The following is a 19,253-nucleotide window of genomic DNA, read 5'->3' on the forward strand; positions in this document are numbered from 1 at the left end:
TTTCGCTCTTCCGTGAACCCAGCGCACCGTCCGAAGGGGGCCGTCGGCTGCCGTGCCTGGAGCGTTTCCGCACGAAGGCGAAGGCCGTAGGAGGACCTAGCGACAGGCATGGCAGCCGACGGCTCCCTCTCTACAGCGCGCAAAGGCAAAAGCGACGGCGAAGCCGAGCCCGCCAGACCACAAAAAAAGGGCCGCCCAACCGGACGGCCCTTCTTCATAACGCGTCACCGAAGCGGCGACGCAACCCAACCCTTACAGGCTGAAGTCGTACTGCACCATCAGACGGAAGTAACGCGGCGTCTGGTAGTAGCTCGGCACACGATAGGTCGACGAGTAGAACGTCTGACCCGCGCTCTCGCCGATCTCGTTGATCGCCGTCGGCTTGTCGTTGTTGAGCAGGTTGATCATGTCCAGCTGAACCGTCAGACCCTTGGCCGCGGCCGGGGTGTAGACGACGTTCGGGCTGAGCGTCCAGGTCCACGGCAGACGCTTGGCGCGGCCGCGGCCCGAGATCTTGCCTTCGCAGTAGAAGAACTCGGAGTTGTAGCCCGGGATGCCGCCGACGGTTTCATCGCCGCCGCCGAAGCAGCTGGTCGGACGACCGGACTCGAGCAGACCGTTCACGCCCACCGACCATTCCGGGGTGATCTTGTAGCCGCCGTAGATCTTGAAGCTGTGGCGACGATCGTTCGGCAGGTAACCGGTGGCGCCGGTCATCAGTTCCGGGTAATCGAACGCGCTGGTCGTGCCCGTGTCCATCTGGCCGTTGTCCGAGTTAACCAGACCTTCGGTGTTGCCACGGTTCTTCGACCAGGTGTACGACGCGTTGACGTACCACTTGTCCGACGCCTTCTCGGCCGACAGGGTCACCGACTCGTACGTGCGCTTTGCCTTCGTGCCGAACGCCGTGCCCGGGAGCGTGACGTTACGCAGCTGGCCGCTGCCGTCGAGATCGACGTCCACGGAGACCTTGCTGCCCGGGTTGTAGATGAAGCAGCCCGGCATCGTCGACGGCGGGGTGAACTGGTCGCCGTTGGCGTCCATGTTCAGGCCGAGCGACTGACCGTACGCGTAGAACGGACGCCAGTCGCACGTGTCGTCGATCGCGTTGTTGAGCTTGCGCCACGTTGCCTTCGCGCCGACCACCCAGTCGTTGAAGAAGTCGTTGTCGCTGGTGATGCGGTGCTGGAAGCCGAGGATGTACTCATCCTGCGAGTACGGCTTCAGGTCCTTCGTTGCGACCGAGCGCGGGTCCGGCGTGCTGCCGTTCTCGCCATTGACGATCTGCTGCGGGCCGAGGGCGGCACCCAGGGTCGGCACACCGGTCACGCTGTCGACGCCCGAATAAGCGAACGGCTGCGAGGTGTAGTACGAGGCGGTAGCGGCGCGCAGGGCGACGTTGGCGGCGATCGGCAGCGAGTAGCGACCGGCGGTACCGAACACCTTGGTGGTCGAATCGCCGAAGACGTCCCACGAGAAGCCGAGGCGCGGCTGCCAGATGTTGCCCTGACGGACGAAGTTTTCACCGGCGCCGTTCTTGTTGTTGAACGAGTCGTTGCGCACGCCGATGTACGCGAGGACCTTGTCGCTCACCTGCCAGTTGTCCTGCAGGAACCAGGACTTCTGGTCGATCGCGACGGAACCGCCGGTGCGGTAGTTGTACACCGAGACGTAGTCGTTACCGGCCGGGCCGAGGTTGCCGGCGGTGTCGGTGCGGTAGTAGTACAGCGCGCCGCCCGCGTAGCTCTGGCCGGAGTCGGACTTCCACTTCTCGCGCGAGAAACCGCCGGAGAGGTCGTGGTCGCCGATCTTCCAGTCGAGGTCGACGCGGTAGGCCGTGCGCTGGTCTTCGCCGTTGAACCGGTCGATGGTGCTGGACAGGTAGCACGACGCGTACGGATCGGTCACGCCGCTGGCCGTGCTCGTGCGACGGTCGATGACGTACGGGCAGCCGGTGTTGGCGCCGTTGATGTTGCCGTCATACGTGGTGCGGGTGCCGTCGGCGCTGACATAGTCCGAAGAGTTCTTGCTCTTCATCTTGCCCCACTGCGCGGACAGCGTCAGGTCGTCGGTGAGGTAGCTGGTGTACTTGAAGACGTTGACGGCACCGCCGGTCTTGACGTTGCGACGACCGAGGAAATCCGTGGTGGACGGCTTGCCGTCGTCACCGATGGCCTGGTTGTAGTACTGGTTCGTCGTGTGCTTCGTGTTGTTCATCCCCGTCCACTCGAGGATGTTCGAATCATTGATGTTCCAGTCCATCTTGATCAGATAGAACGGATCGCTGTACGTATTGCGCTCGGCCGGCTTGGTCGAGGTGGTCGCCTGGTAATTGGTTTCCGTCTCGCGATGCGACTGGAAAATGCCGTAGAAGAACAGCTTGTCCTTGATCAGCGCGCCGCCCAGCCATGCCGAGTAGACGTTGTCGTTGTCGCTGTTCTTCTGGTACGTGCGATACAGCGCGCCGTCCTTGGTGTACGTGGTCGGCTGCTGCTCGCGGCCGAACGCGGGTGTGTAAACCCAGCTGGCGCCGCCCTTCCACTCGTTGGTGCCACGCTTGGTGATCACCGAGGTGACGCCGCCGGTCGAGAAGCCGTACTGCGCGCCGTAGCCACCGGTCTGCACGTCGAGCTGCTGGATGGCCTGGAACGGCACTTCCGAGAACGACAGGTTGTTGTACAGGTTGGTGACGTTGAAGCCGTTGACGTAGTAGCTGTTCTCCGCGACCGAGGCGCCACCGAACGACGGCAGGTTGCCGAATGCGGAGTCGCCTTTGACGGTGCCCGGGGTCAGCGCGGCCACGTCGACGACGTTGCGCGGGACCGGCAGCGAGTTCAGCTGGTCGGCCGTGAAGCTGGTGCGCGACTCGACCGAGGCCACGTCGATGGCCGACAGGGCGTTAGCGGACACGGTGACCGTGTCCAGCGCGGCGGCGCTGGTGTCGGCCGACGGCGCGTTGAAGTTCACCTGCGCGGACTGGCCGGCAACGACGTTGATGTCGCGCGTCGAAACGGTCTGGCCGTTCTGCTGCACGTTGATGCGGTAGCTGCCGATCGGCAGCGACGACGCGCGATAGCGGCCGTCTTCGCCCACGACCACGGTGCGCGAGGCGCCGGAGCCGAGGTTCTGGATCTGGATGGTCTGCGAGGCCGCGGCGCTGCCGTAGATGTCGCCGACGGTGCTCTGCGCGTGGACCGAACCGGCCAGCAGGCAGGCGCCGAGCGCCGAGACAAGCGCCGTGCGCTTCAGCACGCCGGAGCGCGCGAACAGGGTGTTGCTTTTCATGAGGTAAAACTCTCCCTGGCCCTGCTTTGCGGCAAGGCTGAACAGCTTGTAGAAGCGCCGCTGACGGCACTCGTTGATGGGGGTATCGAAGGGCCTGGAGTGTGGGGACACTCACGTCGCGCCGACCCTGGGCGCTATGCGACGTAACGGGAACATAACGCGGCTGTCATATGACCGCAAGGATTTGAGAACGATTCCTATCCGAAATTACGGATGCGATTGGATCGTTCGAAATGCGGTGGATCTTGCGAGTGGCTCAGAACCGCTGCTGGTAGCCCACATAGAAATAACGGTCGACATCGTATGCCGGGTTATAAGGCGGGCTGCCGCCGCCGGCCGCGGAAACGTTGTAGAACAACGGTCCCTTGCGGGCGAAGACGTTATTGATGCCGACGCGGAAACTGCCATTCCACGGTGCCTGCCAGCGTAGCTGCGCATCGTGGAACGCGACGCCGCCCTTATGGCTGATTCCGGTGGCGCCCGTCAGTGCGTTGACCTTCTCGGGGCGATTGCACTCGACATCGGCCGACCAGCAACTGTCGTTGAGTCCGGAGAAATATCGCACCGTCCACGTGGCGCCGAAGCGCTTCAGCGACCAGTCCAGCGACAGGTTGGAACGCACACGGTAGAGGCCCTGCACCCCATCCATGTACCCGGCCAGGTGGCGCGGCGCGGCGCCGGGGCTGCTGACCTGCGTGTAGTCCTTCAGATAGGTGCTGTCCGAAAGCAGGGCGAATTCGCCGAAGTGGGTGACGGGGAACCGGTAATGCAGGCCCAGATCGTAGCCTTCCGTGCGCAGCGAGCCGAGGTTGGCCAGGCTTTCGTCGAGCGAGGTGATGGTCCCGTTCGTCGCCCTCGTGAAGCGGCCGCAGTACGCCGGGTCGTTACCGACGTAGCAGAAATTGAGGATGTCACCGGCCAGGATCGGGGTGATGACGTCCTCGATGTCGACCTTGTAGTAATCGAGCGTGACATCCAGACCGTCGATCTGGCTGGGGCTGTAGACCAGTCCGGCGGTGCGGGTGATCGACGACTCGGGTTTGAGCGCGGGATTGGCGCCAGCGCTGAACGCGTTCGGGTTCTGCCCGCCGGTCGCCGAGTTGATCTGCGCGCCCGACTGATCGGTCTGGCGATAGCTGGCCGGGACGCCCGAGGCGACACAACGCGCGGCGACGGCGGCGTTGCCCGCGGCGGCACCGTACGCGCTGTCGCACGGATCGAGGAAGCTCTCGAAGCTCTCGCTGGTGCCGGCGTAGAGATCGGCCACCGTCGGCGCACGGAATCCTTCCGCATACGTCCCGCGCAGCAGGAGATCGTCGAACGGCTTCCAGCGGAAGCTGTACTTGTCGTTGGTCCGGCCGCCGAACGCGGAGTAATGCGAGTAGCGCGACGACACGTTGACCGCCAGCTCATGGGCAAGCGGCAGGTCGGCGAGCAGCGGCACGTCGAGCTCGACGTAGGCTTCGTTGGCGATGTAGCCGCCCGCCGTGGGAGCGCTGGCCAGTTGCGTGGTCAGCCCGGCGGAGTCGGCGGGGTAGGGCGTATATCGGCCGGTCTCGTTGCGGTGCTCGATGCCGCCCGCGACACGCAGGGTGCCTGCCGGAAGGTCGAGTACGCCACCGGTGAGGTTGGCGATGACGTCGTTGGTGCGAGTGGTCTGGTGTGACGTGCCGGTGGAGGTTACGTAGTTCCATACGGCGTCCGGTGTGCCGCCGGGCCCTGCCAGAATGTTCCAGGGCACGCAGCCGGCCGCGCGATCGGCGGCGTCCGCGCAGGCGAGCCGACCATCGACCGTCGTCGTCGCGCCGAGTGCCTTGCGCGCATGGTCGAGGTCGATGTTGCCGCTGGTGGTCCGGCTGGCACGCGCTTCGGAATAGGCATAGGTCACGTCCCAGTTCCAGGTGTGCTCACCCCATTGGAAAGTGCCTTCGGCGCCACCGTCCAGGTGCATCGTCTTGCTTTTCGCCCAGGTGATCCGGGGAATTTCCGTCAGGCGGCGAAAGAAAGACGTGTCGTAGCCCGGAAACGGGTTATAGGCGTTGTTCGCGTCGATCACCAGCGGGTCGCCGCGTCCCGAGCCGCTTTCCAGCGGATAGCCCGCAGCCTGCCAATGCGTGTCGCGCACGCCGTAGCTGGCCATGCCGCGCAGGGTGATGTCGTCGGTCAGGTTGTATCGACCCGTGCCGAACAGGTTGCGCAACTTGCTGCCGGCCCGGAACGTCATGTCGCGCGTGGTGGCGTATTTGTCCGCATTGCTGTCGACGTCGTACGGATGGTAGTTGGCCAGGTTCGCGGTATCGCCGACCACGCCGCCGGCGTGGTTGATCACATACGCGGTGCCGGGCGAACGCGGGTCGATCACGCCTCCATAGGGACCCATGCCGAAGCCGCTGTCGGCATGGCGGGGGCCGTCCGGCGAGGCGGTGAGCGAACGCTTGACATCTCTGAGATCGTCGCCGTCTTCGTAGCTGGCGCCGAGGATGATCGAGGCGTTCTGCGTGCTCTTGCCCCAGGTGAAGGTGCCGTTCTTCTGCGCGCCGTCGCCATGACCGTTGACGCCGTACTGCACGTCGGCCGTGGCGCCTTCGAAGCGGTCCGTGGTGATGATGTTGACCACGCCACCGATCGCGTCGGACCCGTAGATCGACGACGCGCCGTCCTTGAGCACTTCGATGCGCTCGACGATCGACACCGGGATGGTGGAGATGTCGGTGAGGCCACCGAGGCTGGTCGTCCAGCGCCGGCCGTTGACGAGCACCAGGGTGCGCACGGCGCCGAGGTTGCGCAGGTTTGCATAGCGACCACCGGCGTCACCGCTGGAGGACAGGGTGTCCTGCGGGGTGACTTCGGGGGTGCCCGCCGAGGGCAGCCGGGCGATGATGTCCCTGAGGCTGGTGAGCCCCGTGGCACGGATGGCCTGGCGGTCGAGGGTGAAGACAGGTTGCGCGGTCTCGACGTCGGTACCGCGGATACGCGAGCCGGTCACCGTCACATTGACCGGTGCCAGCAGTTCCGCCGAGGACGGCGAGCTTTGTTGTGCGCTGGCGGCCGGAGCGAGCAGGCAGGCCCCGAGCGCGATGGCGAGCGCCGCGTGTCGACCTGCGACGTGGCGCCTCTGCCCGGAACTCACTTGCATACCCTGAAGCCTCCCAAGCCCCCGTCACACCCCACTCGGGCCGGACGATCACGCGAAGATAACGCGTGCGACGTGACGGGGGCAACCGGCGGAAGTCACGGCCCTATGTTCTTCGCCAGGAACGCCTGCAGGCGGTTGTAGAACTCCTCGATGTTCTCGGGCTTGACGAAACCATGCTTCTCGTCCGGCTTGGTCAGCGTTTCATACGGTTTGTGTGCCGCGTCGAGGGCGGCCTTCATGGCCTTGAACTGGGCGAAAGGCGCGCGTTCGTCGTCTTCGCCGTGGACGAGGAAGACGGGCACGTCGATCTTGTCGGCCAGGTGCGTCGGCGAATTGGCGGCAAGGTCGGCCTGATCGCGGCCGATCACCGTGGTGAGGTAGCTGCGGCCGGATTTTTCGGTTTTGATGTCGCCCTTGTTGTACATCATGTCGAGGTCGTAGACGCCGTCGTAGGCGACCGCGCACTTGAAGACCCCCGGCGCGCGTATGGGCGTCATCAGGGCCGAATAGCCGCCGAAGCTGGCGCCGAACACGCAGACGCGGGCGGGGTCGGCGAAGTGCTGGCCGATCGCCCACTTCACGCCGTCGATCAGGTCCTCCTGAATGCGGGTGCCCCACTTCAGAAAGCCGGCTTTTTCGAAGTCGCTGCCGCGGCCGCCCGAGCCGCGATAGTTGACCTGCAGGACCAGGTAGCCCCGGTTGGCGAGAAACTGCGCGTCCGTATCGTAATACCAGTCGTCCGAGATGCCGTGCGGGCCGCCGTGGGGCAGCAGGACCATCGGCAGGTTCGCTTCCGGGCGGCCCTTGGGAAAGGTGAGGATCGCCTCGAGTTCCATGCCGTCGCTGGCCTTGAAGCGCAACGGGCGGCGTTCCGCCATCTGCGCGGGATCGATCCACGGCTTGGCGTCGAACAGCTTGCTGACCTTGTACGTCTTCGTGTCGATCAGCATGTAGCGGCCGGGCTCGCGATCGCTGACGACGGCAAACATCAGCTGGCCGCCGTCGCGGCTGAAGTCGACGAACTTGACGAAGCTGCCGGGGAATTTCTGCGACAGGGCCAGATGGAGCTTGGCGATGGGCGCCTGCGGATCGATGTATTCGGCCTTCGGGATGCCGGTGTCGGTCACGGTACCGAAGGGGCGGAGCGGGGCGGGCGTCCACAGGCCATTGGCGGAGACCCAGCCGAAGTCGTCCTTGCGGATCACCTTCAGGTTGCCGCCGTCCTCGTCCTGCTCGACGAATTCACCGCCCTGGCCACCGGGGCTGTACTCGGCATAGATGCGGTTGCTGCTGTTCGCGACGGATGCGACGGGCAGGAACGCGTGATGGTCCGGGTTACGGGCCACTTTCGCCCAGCCCGTGCCCTCGCGGTGGTACACGGTCCACTTGAAGTCGTCGCCCGTGCCGAAGGCGTAGTGTGCCGTGCCATCGGGCGCGATCATGAAACGCATGTCGCGGTCGCCGATGTCGGCCATCAGCCGGCGTGCGCTCGATTGCGCGTCCACGTCGTAAAGCGTGCTGTGGCCCTGATCGTTCCAGAGGGTGGCGCGCATGTAGAAATGGCCGTTCGCTTCGATGGGCGCACCTTCGATGGTGCCCCAGCCGCGATCCAGCGAGCGCGTGCCGGCGCGCTTTCCGTAATTCTCGTAGCCGAACAGATAGTCGGCATTCTTGCCGTCGACGTCGATCGCCATCAGTTCGCCCGTGTACGAGGCGGCGCCGATCGAACCGTCGACCTTGCCCCGCGCCACCACGAGCCGGGTGTTGCTTGCCCAGATCATGCCGGCGGGCATTTCGTACGGCGGCATGCGGATCAGCGTGACGGGCTTGCCCATCTCGCCCACGCGATAGATCGCCAGGCCATGATTCTTGCCATCGGGATCGTGATACGCCATCGAGACATACTGCCCGTCCGGAGACAGGCTGGGCTCGGTCAGCGGCATCCGGCGCGCGAAGTCCGCTACCGGAATCAGATTCGCTGCGCTGGCGGCGGTCGTGGCGAGGCAAAGCGCGGCCAGCAGCGGCCGCACGAAACGGTGGTTCATCGGAATCTCCCCTGGTGATGCATCCATGTCGGCACCATCCCCCCGGACGATGCCCCGCGCCGGGATATAGCCCATTCGCGCCGGTACGGCAAGGCGGTACACTTGGCGTCTGCGTTTGACCCAGGCCGTCCATGAGCACTCCGTTCGTCGTCAATTTCGATCCCGTCGCCCTCTCGCTGGGCCCTCTTCAGGTCCACTGGTACGGCCTGATGTACCTGGGAGGCTTTCTCGGTGGCTGGTCGCTGGGTGAGTACCGCCGTCGCCAGGGCCGTCTGCCGGTCAGCTCGGAGCGCCTGGGCGACCTCATGTTCTATCTGATGATGGGCGTGGTGCTGGGCGGGCGCGTCGGCTACATGCTGTTCTACACGCCGATCAACTGGATCTGGACCGATCCGGTGGCGCTGTTCCGGGTCTGGGACGGCGGCATGTCGTTCCACGGCGGTCTGATCGGCGTGGTGCTGGCCGGTCTTTTCTGGTCGCGACGCAACGGCATCAAGCTCTTCGACACCATCGACTTCGTGGCGCCGCTGGTGCCGCTGGGACTGGGTCTCGGCCGCCTGGGCAACTTCATCAACGGTGAGTTGTGGGGCAAGCCGACCGACCTGCCGATCGGCATGATCTTCCCGCATGCACCCGACGCCTTGCCGCGGCATCCGAATCCGCTGTACGAATTCGCGCTCGAGGGCGTGGTGATGTTCGTGGTGCTGTGGATCTTCTCGATGAAGCCGCGCCCGCGCTATGCGGTCTCCGGCATGTTCGGCCTGCTTTACGGTTGCTTCCGCTTCATCATCGAATTCGTGCGCGTACCGGACGCACAGCTGGGTTACCTCGCCTTCGGCTGGGTGACCATGGGCCAGATCCTCTCGCTGCCGCTGATCGCGCTTGGCATCCTGCTGCTGGCACTCTCGCGCCGCGCACCGTATGCCCCTGTCGCGCCGGTAGCGGCGACAGCCACCTGATACCCTCGACGCCATGCAGCCTTACCTCGAACTCCTCCGCCATGTCCTCGACCACGGCGCCGAGAAATCCGACCGTACCGGCACAGGCACGCGCAGCGTGTTCGGCTGGCAGATGCGCTACGACCTGTCGAAGGGCTTTCCCCTCGTCACGACGAAGAAACTGCACATCAAGTCGATCGTCCACGAGCTGATCTGGTTCCTGCAGGGCGATACCAATATCGGTTACCTGAAGGACAACGGCGTCCGCATCTGGGACGAATGGGCGGATGCCAACGGCGACCTCGGTCCCGTTTACGGACGCCAGTGGCGCGCGTGGCCGACGGCCGACGGCAAGGTGGTCGACCAGATCGCCTGGGTCGTGGAAGAGATCAAGCGCAATCCCGACTCGCGCCGGCTGATCGTCTCGGCGTGGAACGTCGGCGAATTGCCGAATATGGCGCTGATGCCGTGCCACACGATGTTTCAGTTCTACGTGGCCAATGGCAAGTTGTCGTGCCAGCTGTATCAGCGTTCGGGCGATATCTTCCTCGGTATTCCGTTCAACATCGCGAGCTACGCATTGCTGACCCACATGATCGCCCAGGTCACCGGGCTGGAAGTGGGCGACTTCGTGCACACGCTGGGCGACGCTCATCTGTATTCGAATCATCTCGAGCAGGCGACGACGCAGCTGGTGCGCGAACCGCGCGCGTTGCCGAAGCTGGTGCTGAACCCGGAGGTGAAGTCGATCTTCGACTTCCGCTTCAAGGATGTCGCGATTGCGGATTACGATCCGTATCCGGCGATCAAGGCGCCTGTGGCGGTCTGAGCGGTTCGCCGATCGCGCTTCGCCGCATGGGTCTAGCGCTTCGCGGGCGGTAGCTTCGCGATCAGCCTGGCGCGGAAGATTCCGGCGAGCCGGTGAAAGCCGGCCTCGGTGGGATGCATTTCGTCGTGCCACGACGCGGGATCCGTCAGGCTGCCTCGCAGGTCCACGTAGTCGAAGGCGCCGCCCAGCGCCGCATCCTGTTTCACTGGCTCCAGTACCCGCTCGACGAAGCCGTCGATCAGCAATCGCGCGAACTGCTGCCATGCGGGTAAGCCACCGACGATGACGTTGGCGACGTTCGGCCCGATCCACGGTCCGATCGATTTCTTCAGGACGCCCGCCGCGCCGATATCCAGTCCGAGCCTGGCCTCGACGCCGATTTTTATCGGGTAATCGTAGGTGTGCGCGAGGATCGGAATGTTCGGGCGTGCGGCGTGGAAGGCCCCGACGAAGTACGCGTAGGCCTTGCGTACCTCTTCGAAACGGCCGGTCTGCACGACGACGTCGTATGCGGCTTTTGCGCTCAGGTTCGATTTGCCGGCGAGCGCGGCATGCAGCCAGGTGTCGACGAAATCGTTGCCGCCCGCACTGAGCAACACCATGTCGAACTCATAGTGCCTGAACCAGCCGAGCAGATCGCTGACGTTGTCCTCGGTGAACATCGAGCGTCCTGGATGCGCCGTCTGCGGTGCGGCCTGATCGCCACTGCGCTCCACCCGGAAGAACAGGCCGCCCTGACCCAGTAGCGGTACGCCGTTCTCCGCGTCCGCCGGGGCGGGCGAAACGATCCAGTCCAGCAGGTTCATGGCCAGGGGAGTGGCGAACCACGAGTCTCCCTCGCACAGGATGACCGGGATCCTGTCGAGGCGATGCTGGGCCTTGAGTCCCATGTACATCTGGCGGAACTGACCCCGTTGGGACAGTGCGGACGACTGCGACATGGTGGATGTCTCGGGCAAGGGTGCCTGCATTTATACGCCGCTCGTTCCTGTGTAGCGGTGCTGCACCGCAGCGGTTGCCCTGACGCCACGGTTTACATATGCTATTGCGAATTATTCGCATTTAGAGATTGCCGTGACCTGTTACCGCCTGGCGCCCCGTCGCGCCCGTTTCCTGCTGGGCGCGTTTTGCCTCACCACGGCGTTTCAGGCAAGCGCCGCGCCGGACAAGGACACGCCAGATACGTCTTCAGACAAGACGACCACCCGACTCACCGCTGTGAGCGTCGTAGGCCAGTCAGGTGGCTTTCGCAACCAATCGCCGCCCGGGATCGATAAATCGTCGCTCACCATCGAGCAGACGCCGCGTACGGTGACGGTGGTCACGCGCGACCTGCTCGACGTACAACAGGCGCAGACGCTGGCCGACGCGCTTCACAACGTTCCCGGTGTCGTCAGCAACAACTTCGGTCGCCGGGGCTGGGACGACCTGATCATTCGTGGCCAGACCGCGTCGGACTCCCTGTTCGTCGACGGGCTGCGCACGGCGGCCTCCAATCGCGTGGCCGAGCAGCTGTTCGGGTACGAACAGGTGGAAGTCCTCAAGGGCCCCGCATCGCTGATGTATGGCCTCGTGCTTCCCGGGGGCGTGGTGAACATGGTCAGCAGGCGACCGCAGCCGGATGCCTTTGGCAGCGTCGACGTCACCGCAGGGAGCGACGGGCTGCGGCAGGCCAGCTTCGACGTCGGAGCGCCACTATCCGCCAACGGACGTAGCGCCGTGCGCGTGAATGGCCTTGCGATGAACTCCGACGATGCCACGCAGCATGTGTGGTTCCGGAATCGATGGATCGCGCCATCGCTGTCTCTCGATCTGGGCGAGGACACCGACTTCGTGCTTCTGACGAGTCTGCAGGAGCGCCATTATGTCCGGCAGCAGGGGCTTCCGCTCGTGGGCTCGATAAAGGCCGATAAGTACGGCGCCATCCCGCGCGACACCTTCATGGGCGAGCCCGGTCAGGAGCCTTACGACGGGCGTCAGACGCGGGTCGGCTACGCGTTGACGCACCGCTTCAGCGAGGGATGGACATTGACCAACAACCTGCGCGTGCAGGATTTCACCCTCGATGGCCAGCTCGTGGCCAACGGAGCGATGAACGCCGACCAGCGAACGGTGAAACGGACGGGCACGGACCAGCATTACAGCGGCAGGACACTCGTCGTCGACTCCCGTCTGGTGCGGACCTTCGAAACAACCTATGTGTCGCACGAGGTCACCCTGGGCGTGGATTACATGGACTCACGCGAGGACGCGATATCGCGCACCTGCACGGTCGCCGCCCTCGATGCCTACCTGCCTGTCTACGGTGCCGCCATCGTCTGCCCGGCGAAACCGCGTACCGACACGCGTACCGACGTCAACATGGTCGGCGTGTATGCACGGGATCAGCTCACGGTGGGCGAGGCGTGGCACGTTACCGCGGGTCTGCGTCGCGACCGCACATGGACGGCGACCGACAACCATCTCACCGGTACGCACGAGAACGACCCCGCGAGTGCCAACACCGGCTCACTCGCCGTGATGTATGACCTGTCCTCGTCCGTGCATCCGTATCTGAGCTACGCCACGTCGTTTTATCCGAACACCGGCACGAACGTGCAGGCTCGGCCCTTCGCTCCTGAGAAAGGCAAGCAGTGGGAGCTGGGCCTGAAGTTCGATCTGATGCAGGGCCGGATGCTCGTGACGACGGCGCTATACGACCTCCGCCGCCAGAATGTCCTGCAGGACGACCCGGTGAACGAAGGCTATTCCATCGCCATCGGGGAGCAGCGCACGCGCGGCGCCGAACTCGGCGTCACGGCCGATCTGGGCGGTGGCCTTAGCCTCAACGGCGGCTATGCGTATACGCAGGGGCTGATTACGGACGACGGCGGCGAAGTGCCTTCGACCGACGGGCAGCGCATCAACAATGTGCCCCGTCATAGCGCCACGTTGTTCGCGCGGTACCAGTCGCCCGGCTCGCCCTGGTCCTTTAACGGAGGATTCCGGGGTGAAAGCTCACGGTTCGCCTACTCGTACACGCTGCCGGGCTATGTCGTTGCCGATGCCGGCATCGCCTGGGATGCGCAGCGCTGGCATCTCGCCTTGTCGCTGAAGAACGTCTTCGACAAGCATTATTACGCCGGCGGTCTTGCGGCCGCGGTCGCGCTGGGCGACGACCGCAGCACGATGTTCAATGTGGGCTATCGGTTCTGACGTTTCAGGCATAAATCATGGCGTGATGACGCGCAATCCACACGGCCGAGGGGATCGTTGTCGCACCGAACCGATCAGGAGTGGCGCATGGCTTCTCTCAAGCGTGGCGACAACGTGCAATGGGACACCTCGCAGGGTAAGACGAAAGGCAAAATCGTTCGCAAACTGACGAGCCCCTCGACCATCAAGGGGCATAAAGTCGCCGCCTCACCCGATAATCCGGAATACCTGGTAGCAAGCGACAAAACGGGTGCGAAGGCGGCGCATAAACCGGGCGCGCTGAAGAGGGTGCGCGGTTCCTGAGCGAGCCCTGCTCACGTTACTTCTGTCGTCATACGATCCTCCCGCGCGGCGATGCGACGATGCATCTCCACCGTCGGCGCGGGAGGTTGAGGGCCGTCGCACACGGGGCTCAGGGAATGAACCGCTCCGCCCGTAACCGTGCGAACGCATCGAAGAACGCGTCGTCGGTCGGCTGATAGTCCAGAAAGCCCATGCGCCGGCTCTTCGACATATCCGTGACCACTTCGATGGGACGACCCAGGTCGGCGTCGCTGTGCCACGCGGACACGAGACGATGCATGTCCGGTTCGGCGAGGCCATGCTCAGCCACGATGCGCTCCCAGACCGGCGCATCCGCTTCCATCTGCCGTTCGAGCGGAACGACATTGCCGTCGAACGGCGCCGCCTCGATGCCGAACCATGCCGCGATCCGCGACCACATCCAGCTCCAGCGGAACACGTCGCCGTTGACCACGTTGAAGGCTTCGTCGGCGGCGGCAGGCGTCGTCGACGCCCACAGCAGGTGCCGGGCGAGCTGGCGCGCGTCGGTCATGTCGGTAAGGCTCTGCCATTGCGCGGCCGATCCGGGAAAGCGGAACGGACGACCGGTGGCCTTGCAGATCGACGCGTACACGGCAAGCGTGGTGGCCATGTTCATGGCATTACCGACGGCGACGCCGATGACGGTATGCGGACGGTGCACGCTCCAGTGGAAGCCGTCGCGCTTCGCGGCGGTAAATACCTCGTCTTCCTGGGCGTAGTAGAAATTGTCGACATCGAGACGGCCCTGCTCCTCACGGAACGGCGTCTCGGGCAGCACGCCCTTGCCGTAGGCCTCGAACGGTCCGAGGTAGTGCTTCAGGCCGGTCACGAGGGCGACGTGCTTCACGCTTCCGGCCGGACGCAGTCCGTCGAGCAGATGCCGGACCATCGCGCTGTTGACACGGATGTTCTCCAGTTCGTTGGCCTGACGTGCCCAGGTGGCGATGAATACATGCGTGGGTGTCACGCCTTCCAGCGCGGCGCGCGTCGCGTCCGCATCGGTCAGGTCGGCCGCGATGGGCGTGACACCGTCACGAGCGCCCGGGCGGCGGGCGAGGGCGGAGACCTTCCAGCCGTTCGCCACGAGGAGTTCGGTCAGGGCGCTGCCGATGATGCCGCTGGCGCCGACGACGAGTGCATGGTTCATGGGGTTACTCTATGCAGGGACATCCCCCAACCATAAAGGCGCGGATGTCCCCTTCCAAGAAGGCACCAAAAGGTAACCCGCTGATGAAACCCGGCTCCCCCGACAGTGAGTGGCTCGAAGACTGCGCGCCCCGGCGCGTACTGGAGCTTTTCGCGACCAAGTGGACCAGCATGATTCTGCATGCGCTGCACGCAAGGCACGGCGGCAGCGCACGTTCGGGGGTGTTGCTGCGCAGCCTGCCCGGCATCTCGAAGAAGATGCTCACGCAAACGTTGCGCGAGCTGGCCGATAGTGGGCTGGTCAACCGTGAGGTTGAGGAGGCGGTCGTGCCGCCCAGTGTGATGTATTCGCTGACGCCGCTTGGCCAGCGGCTGGTCGAGCCGATCGAAATGATCTACGACTGGGCCCGGGCCAACGAAGGCGCCCTCGACGCGCTGCGGCCCCGGGCCACGTCCCGGCGCCGTTAGCCTTGCGGAATCAAACGAGCGTTAGTTCCCCCCTTCGCCGGGGAGGACTACCATTCGCACCGCACGGGCGCCGTCGCCCGCCATTTCCCCATTTTTGAAGGATGCTCCATGGCTGTTCACCTGGTTGCCGCGCTCGACGAAAACTTTGCCATCGGCAAGCAGGGAGGCCTTCCCTGGCACCTCCCCGACGACCTGCGCTATTTCAAGAAGCTGACGACGGACAAGGCTGTCCTGATGGGTCGCAAGACGGCGGAATCCATCGGCAAGGCGCTGCCGGATCGCGTCAATTACGTGCTGTCGCGCAAGGGCGAGGCGCCGTTCCCCGGCCAGATCACCGTGCGCTCCGTCGCCGAAGCCCAGGCCAGCTGCAACCATTCCGGTCTGATGGTGATCGGCGGCGGTGAAGTGTTCCGCGAGGCGCTGCCGTACGCGCGCACGCTGTACCTGACCTGGGTCTACGCCGCCGTGGACGGCGCCGATGTGTTCTTCCCGGGTATCGATTTCAAGGAATGGGCTGAAGTGTCCCGCGTGCACCACGCCGCGGACAAGGAGCATGCGTTCCCCTTCGACATGGTCGAATACGTCAGGAACGTCTGATGCACGTCGTTGCCGGCGTCCTCGTCGATGGCGCCGGACGGATCCTCATCGCCCAGCGCCCACCCGGTAAACATCTGGCGGGCATGTGGGAGTTTCCCGGCGGCAAGCTGGAAGCCGGCGAAACGCCCGCGGTCGCCCTGGCGCGGGAGCTGGACGAGGAGCTGGGTATCGCGGCGGATCCGCTGTCCTTCGAGGCGCTGATCCGCGTTCCCTGGCGCTATGGCGATCGGGACATGCTGCTCGAAGCGATTTGCGTTTACGCCTGGACGGGTGAGCCGCAGGCGCTGGATGCCTCCGCGATCGAGTGGGTCGATCCGCATCGGCTGGACGAGGCGCGTCTGGCGCCCGCCGATCGTCCTATCCTCGCGGCCGTCCGGTTGCCCGCCCACTATCCGATCACGTCGGCGGATGCATCGGCGGCCGTCGCGTCCGCGGCGCTGCATGCTGCTCTGGCGCGCGGAGAGCGGCTGTTGCAGCTTCGGCTGCCCGACCAGCCCGTCGAAGCGACGCGAGGGCTGGCTGCATCGATGCAGGACGATCTGCGCCGATTCGGCGCCACGCTGCTGCTCAATCGCGATATCGAGGGTGCGCTGCGCCTGGGATCGGGCGTGGGCGTACACCTTTCGTCCGCCCAGTTGCGCTCGCTGACCGAGCGACCGTTGCCGCTGGGGCAGGTCGTCGGTGCGTCCTGCCACGACGCCGAAGAGCTGGCGCTGGCTTCCCGGCTGGGATGCGACTTCGCGACACTGTCGCCGGTATTGCCGACGCGCAGTCATCCGGATGCCGAACCGATGGGCTGGCCGCGGTTTGCGCGGCTCGCGGAAGCCGCTTCGTTACCGGTTTATGCCTTGGGTGGGCTGGGACCGGATGATGTGGCCGACGCGCGGATGCATGCGGGGCAGGGTGTAGCGGGGATTCGCGGGTTCTTGTGATCGCGGCATCGCGCGTTTGTACATGCCACCGCATCGCGCGCAGAGCGCGCTCCTACAGGTAGGAGCGCGCTCTGCGCGCGACGCTCTTATTTCGACTTCAGCCGAGCCACCAGGGCTTGCAGCACCGCCTGCGTCTCATCACCGAAGAAGTCGTCGATAAACCCCGGATCGAGCAGATCGGTGGTGTCGCCCCATACCTCCCGCAGATCCGCCCGCGCAATGGCACGCGTGCGCAGCATCGCCTTCGGCGGCAGCTTCAATAGCTCGCCAAGCCAGATCACGGCACGCTGCACGACCTGCTCGACCGCGGAAAGCTCGTCCACCAGGCCGATCGCATGGGCCTGCTCCGCATCCACCATCGTGCCGGATACCAGCAAGCGCTCCGCACGATACGTGCCGACGATGCGCCGCATCGCGAACTGAATCGGCTCGGGCACGGACAGGCCGACCTGAACCTCGTTCAGACCGATCTTGTAGATGCCATGCGCCATGATCCGGTAGTCGCAGAACAGCGCGAGCACCGCGCCGCCCGCCGGGCTGTGGCCGGTGATCGCCGCCACGGTCGGCGCCGGCGAGGATGCGATGGCGCCGCAGAGGGCGAAAAACGCGTTCCAGAAATCGGTGACACCCGCGCGATCGCGCTGAAGCAGGGAAGGGACGTCGACGCCCGCCGAAAAGATGCCCTGCGCGCCGGACAGCACGATGCCGCGCGCACCGTTGCCGGGCGCGGCGGCGACGGCCTCGTGCAAGGCCTGCACGAGGCCGGTGTCGAGCGCATTGACCGGCGCGCGCGCCAGGCGGATCTCGTGGATACCGCCGTCGTGCGGAAGAATATCGAGCATCGTCGTATCTCCTCTTACTTCACGTCGCCGGGCGACCAGGTGTAGCGCAGCGTGTAATCGAGCGTGGCTGAACCGTTCGCCGGCACGTCCACGTCGAACTCGAGTCCGTCGGGCGTGTTCTTCGTCGGCTTGACGGACGACGATACGACCGTCCATGCGCGCCAGCGGGCGGGGTGCTCGCGCAGGGTCACGGTGCGTTTCGTATCGCCCGCATTGGTCAGGACGATCCGTGTGCCCTCGTCGATCCGACGCTCCGTGTCACTCGCGGTGAAGGAGGTCTGTTCGCGCTTTGCCGTCAGGTCGAAGGCATTGCCTAGCGTGATCGTCGCGTCCTTGTTCTTTGGCGTGTCATCCAGACGACCTTCGCCAAGCAGCTCGGCGTTGCCGTCGCGGTCGACGGTCAGCACGCGCACATAGCCGGCCGGCAGCGCGTCGAAGGCCTTGAAGCCCACGGTTGATACGATCGGCGTGCCTTCCGGCGGCTGGCCGATATCGCGTTCCAGGCGAGGACGTGAGTTGTAATAGCGTATGCCCGTGTCGTAGACCGCCTTGCGCTCGCACGCCAGCGTGCGACTGTCATAGAGCGGAGTCTGCGTGACGCTGCCATCGGGCAGATCCACTGCCGCCGGCAGCGTGTACGTGCGCAGGTCGCCGAGCGTAGCCTGCTGGGGCGCGGCATCCATCATGGCCATGGGAGCCGGTGCCGCGGCGGCGCGGGCCATGAACATCTTCGGCTGAGGCGCGGATTTCGCCCGGTTGGCGTCGCCGGCGACGAGCTTGAGCGAGACGTCCTTCCAGTCGCGTCCGCTTCGGTTCGCGATGCTGGCGGCGGCGTCGAAAGTCATCTTGCAGGTGTCGCCCGGTGCCAGGGTCGCGACATAGGCGCCGCGCCAGCCCAGTCCGGAGGTGGGGTAGTCGAGATGGGCGGTGCTGCTGCCCGCCGCCGACCCCGCAACGCGCACCTGCAGGGTCGAGCCGCGGGCGAAGTCGGTAGCGTCGGCGGCACGCAGGGCGGCGTAGTTCCGGATCAGGCTGGCCTGTCCGCTGGCTTCGCGGATGACCAGCGCATCGCCGCCGCGGACGAGGACGCCGCTGGCGATGGTCTGGCCGCCGTCACCGATGGCGGTGACGTTACGTCCCACGAGGCCCGCCACCGCACCCTCGAAGCCCTGACCCAGGAGCAGGCGCTGCGAGACCACGCGGGTGTCCTTGTCGGGGAAGCGCAGGGAAAGCGCTTCGCTGTCGAGGGCGGAGGGCAGCCCGTCGATGGCGAGATCCTGCGTGCCACCCTTCAGGTCGAAGACGCGACGTTCGTGGACGACGGCATAACCTTCGGCGGACACGGCATCGCCGTTGGTCGCGAACAGCTGGTCGCCATCGGCGCGGTACAGCGTGAGCGAGGTGCGCTCACCCGCGGCGAAGGCGGGGAAGGCGACAGCACTGGCGATCGCCAGGACAAGGATGCGACGCGACATGATTCATTCTCTCCATGATTGCCCACGCGGATCATACCGGG

General features: G+C 65.2%; 14 protein-coding genes. 7 read left to right on the plus strand and 7 right to left on the minus strand.

Annotated features, from left to right (window positions below; translation table 11 throughout):
* Positions 1-252 precede the first annotated feature (252 nt).
* The 3 genes from J2X57_RS15435 to J2X57_RS15445 form a co-directional block, all read right to left on the minus strand.
* Positions 253-3,285 (minus strand): TonB-dependent receptor, encoded by a 3,033-nt coding sequence (locus J2X57_RS15435; protein ID WP_043695207.1) that lies wholly within the window; start codon positions 3,283-3,285, stop codon positions 253-255.
* 256 nt (positions 3,286-3,541) lie between these two features.
* Positions 3,542-6,421: a TonB-dependent receptor gene (locus J2X57_RS15440; RefSeq protein ID WP_309868487.1), complete on the minus strand. Its 2,880-nt coding sequence runs from the start codon at positions 6,419-6,421 to the stop codon at positions 3,542-3,544.
* A gap of 95 nt (positions 6,422-6,516) precedes the next feature.
* Positions 6,517-8,466 (minus strand): prolyl oligopeptidase family serine peptidase, encoded by a 1,950-nt coding sequence (locus J2X57_RS15445; protein ID WP_052191357.1) that lies wholly within the window; start codon positions 8,464-8,466, stop codon positions 6,517-6,519.
* Positions 8,467-8,597: 131 nt separating this feature from the next.
* On the opposite strand from J2X57_RS15445, the gene lgt reads away from it, so the two are divergent.
* The gene (gene lgt / locus J2X57_RS15450) at positions 8,598-9,425 is read left to right on the plus strand and encodes a prolipoprotein diacylglyceryl transferase (protein ID WP_036111397.1); all 828 of its coding nucleotides are present in this window, start codon (positions 8,598-8,600) and stop codon (positions 9,423-9,425) included.
* 13 nt (positions 9,426-9,438) lie between these two features.
* Positions 9,439-10,233 carry a thymidylate synthase gene (locus J2X57_RS15455; protein ID WP_309868491.1) on the plus strand — a complete coding sequence of 265 codons (795 nt, stop codon included), beginning with the start codon at positions 9,439-9,441 and terminating at the stop codon, positions 10,231-10,233.
* 32 nt (positions 10,234-10,265) lie between these two features.
* Here the strand turns inward: J2X57_RS15455 and J2X57_RS15460 are convergent, their stop codons facing one another.
* On the minus strand, positions 10,266-11,174 hold the full coding sequence (locus J2X57_RS15460; RefSeq protein WP_309868493.1) for a hypothetical protein: 909 nt from the start codon (positions 11,172-11,174) through the stop codon (positions 10,266-10,268).
* 133 nt (positions 11,175-11,307) lie between these two features.
* On the opposite strand from J2X57_RS15460, the gene J2X57_RS15465 reads away from it, so the two are divergent.
* A complete protein-coding gene (locus tag J2X57_RS15465; protein WP_309868495.1) occupies positions 11,308-13,428 on the plus strand; it encodes a TonB-dependent siderophore receptor in 2,121 nt (706 codons plus the stop codon).
* Positions 13,429-13,515: 87 nt separating this feature from the next.
* Entirely contained in the window at positions 13,516-13,731 is a 216-nt protein-coding gene (locus J2X57_RS15470; protein ID WP_309868497.1) for a DUF2945 domain-containing protein, read from the plus strand.
* Positions 13,732-13,840: 109 nt separating this feature from the next.
* On the opposite strand, the gene J2X57_RS15475 is transcribed toward J2X57_RS15470, so the two are convergent.
* Positions 13,841-14,899 carry an SDR family oxidoreductase gene (locus tag J2X57_RS15475; RefSeq protein ID WP_309868498.1) on the minus strand — a complete coding sequence of 353 codons (1,059 nt, stop codon included), beginning with the start codon at positions 14,897-14,899 and terminating at the stop codon, positions 13,841-13,843.
* Between the two features lie 83 nt (positions 14,900-14,982).
* Here J2X57_RS15475 and J2X57_RS15480 point away from each other — a divergent pair, with 83 nt between their 5' ends.
* The 3 genes from J2X57_RS15480 (at position 14,983) to J2X57_RS15490 (ending at position 16,895) form a co-directional block, all read left to right on the plus strand.
* Positions 14,983-15,366 (plus strand): helix-turn-helix domain-containing protein, encoded by a 384-nt coding sequence (locus J2X57_RS15480; protein ID WP_036111412.1) that lies wholly within the window; start codon positions 14,983-14,985, stop codon positions 15,364-15,366.
* A gap of 108 nt (positions 15,367-15,474) precedes the next feature.
* Entirely contained in the window at positions 15,475-15,963 is a 489-nt protein-coding gene (locus tag J2X57_RS15485) for a dihydrofolate reductase (RefSeq protein WP_036111413.1), read from the plus strand.
* On the plus strand, positions 15,963-16,895 hold the full coding sequence (locus J2X57_RS15490) for a Nudix family hydrolase (RefSeq protein WP_309868501.1): 933 nt from the start codon (positions 15,963-15,965) through the stop codon (positions 16,893-16,895). The genes J2X57_RS15485 and J2X57_RS15490 overlap by 1 nt, the downstream gene beginning before the upstream one ends.
* 86 nt (positions 16,896-16,981) lie before the next feature.
* Here J2X57_RS15490 and J2X57_RS15495 read toward each other — a convergent pair whose 3' ends face one another.
* Together J2X57_RS15495 and J2X57_RS15500 are read right to left on the minus strand one after the other, a co-directional pair.
* Positions 16,982-17,737 carry an enoyl-CoA hydratase/isomerase family protein gene (locus tag J2X57_RS15495; protein ID WP_309868503.1) on the minus strand — a complete coding sequence of 252 codons (756 nt, stop codon included), beginning with the start codon at positions 17,735-17,737 and terminating at the stop codon, positions 16,982-16,984.
* Positions 17,738-17,751: 14 nt separating this feature from the next.
* Positions 17,752-19,212 carry a DUF4139 domain-containing protein gene (locus J2X57_RS15500; protein ID WP_309868505.1) on the minus strand — a complete coding sequence of 487 codons (1,461 nt, stop codon included), beginning with the start codon at positions 19,210-19,212 and terminating at the stop codon, positions 17,752-17,754.
* Positions 19,213-19,253: the final 41 nt, after the last annotated feature.

The organism is Luteibacter sp. 1214 (assembly GCF_031455395.1).
GTDB lineage: Bacteria > Pseudomonadota > Gammaproteobacteria > Xanthomonadales > Rhodanobacteraceae > Luteibacter > Luteibacter mycovicinus.

Excerpts from the sequence above, each read along its gene's own strand:
- J2X57_RS15480 (WP_036111412.1), top strand. The coding sequence starts at position 14,983 with ATGAAACCCGGCTCCCCCGACAGTGAGTGGCTCGAAGACTGCGCGCCC.
- J2X57_RS15440 (WP_309868487.1), bottom strand. The coding sequence starts at position 6,421 with ATGCAAGTGAGTTCCGGGCAGAGGCGCCACGTCGCAGGTCGACACGCG.
- J2X57_RS15455 (WP_309868491.1), top strand. The coding sequence starts at position 9,439 with ATGCAGCCTTACCTCGAACTCCTCCGCCATGTCCTCGACCACGGCGCC.
- lgt (WP_036111397.1), top strand. The coding sequence starts at position 8,598 with ATGAGCACTCCGTTCGTCGTCAATTTCGATCCCGTCGCCCTCTCGCTG.
- J2X57_RS15475 (WP_309868498.1), bottom strand. The coding sequence starts at position 14,899 with ATGAACCATGCACTCGTCGTCGGCGCCAGCGGCATCATCGGCAGCGCC.
- J2X57_RS15470 (WP_309868497.1), top strand. The coding sequence starts at position 13,516 with ATGGCTTCTCTCAAGCGTGGCGACAACGTGCAATGGGACACCTCGCAG.
- J2X57_RS15490 (WP_309868501.1), top strand. The coding sequence starts at position 15,963 with ATGCACGTCGTTGCCGGCGTCCTCGTCGATGGCGCCGGACGGATCCTC.
- J2X57_RS15485 (WP_036111413.1), top strand. The coding sequence starts at position 15,475 with ATGGCTGTTCACCTGGTTGCCGCGCTCGACGAAAACTTTGCCATCGGC.
- J2X57_RS15445 (WP_052191357.1), bottom strand. The coding sequence starts at position 8,466 with ATGAACCACCGTTTCGTGCGGCCGCTGCTGGCCGCGCTTTGCCTCGCC.
- J2X57_RS15495 (WP_309868503.1), bottom strand. The coding sequence starts at position 17,737 with ATGCTCGATATTCTTCCGCACGACGGCGGTATCCACGAGATCCGCCTG.
- J2X57_RS15500 (WP_309868505.1), bottom strand. The coding sequence starts at position 19,212 with ATGTCGCGTCGCATCCTTGTCCTGGCGATCGCCAGTGCTGTCGCCTTC.
- J2X57_RS15460 (WP_309868493.1), bottom strand. The coding sequence starts at position 11,174 with ATGTCGCAGTCGTCCGCACTGTCCCAACGGGGTCAGTTCCGCCAGATG.
- J2X57_RS15435 (WP_043695207.1), bottom strand. The coding sequence starts at position 3,285 with ATGAAAAGCAACACCCTGTTCGCGCGCTCCGGCGTGCTGAAGCGCACG.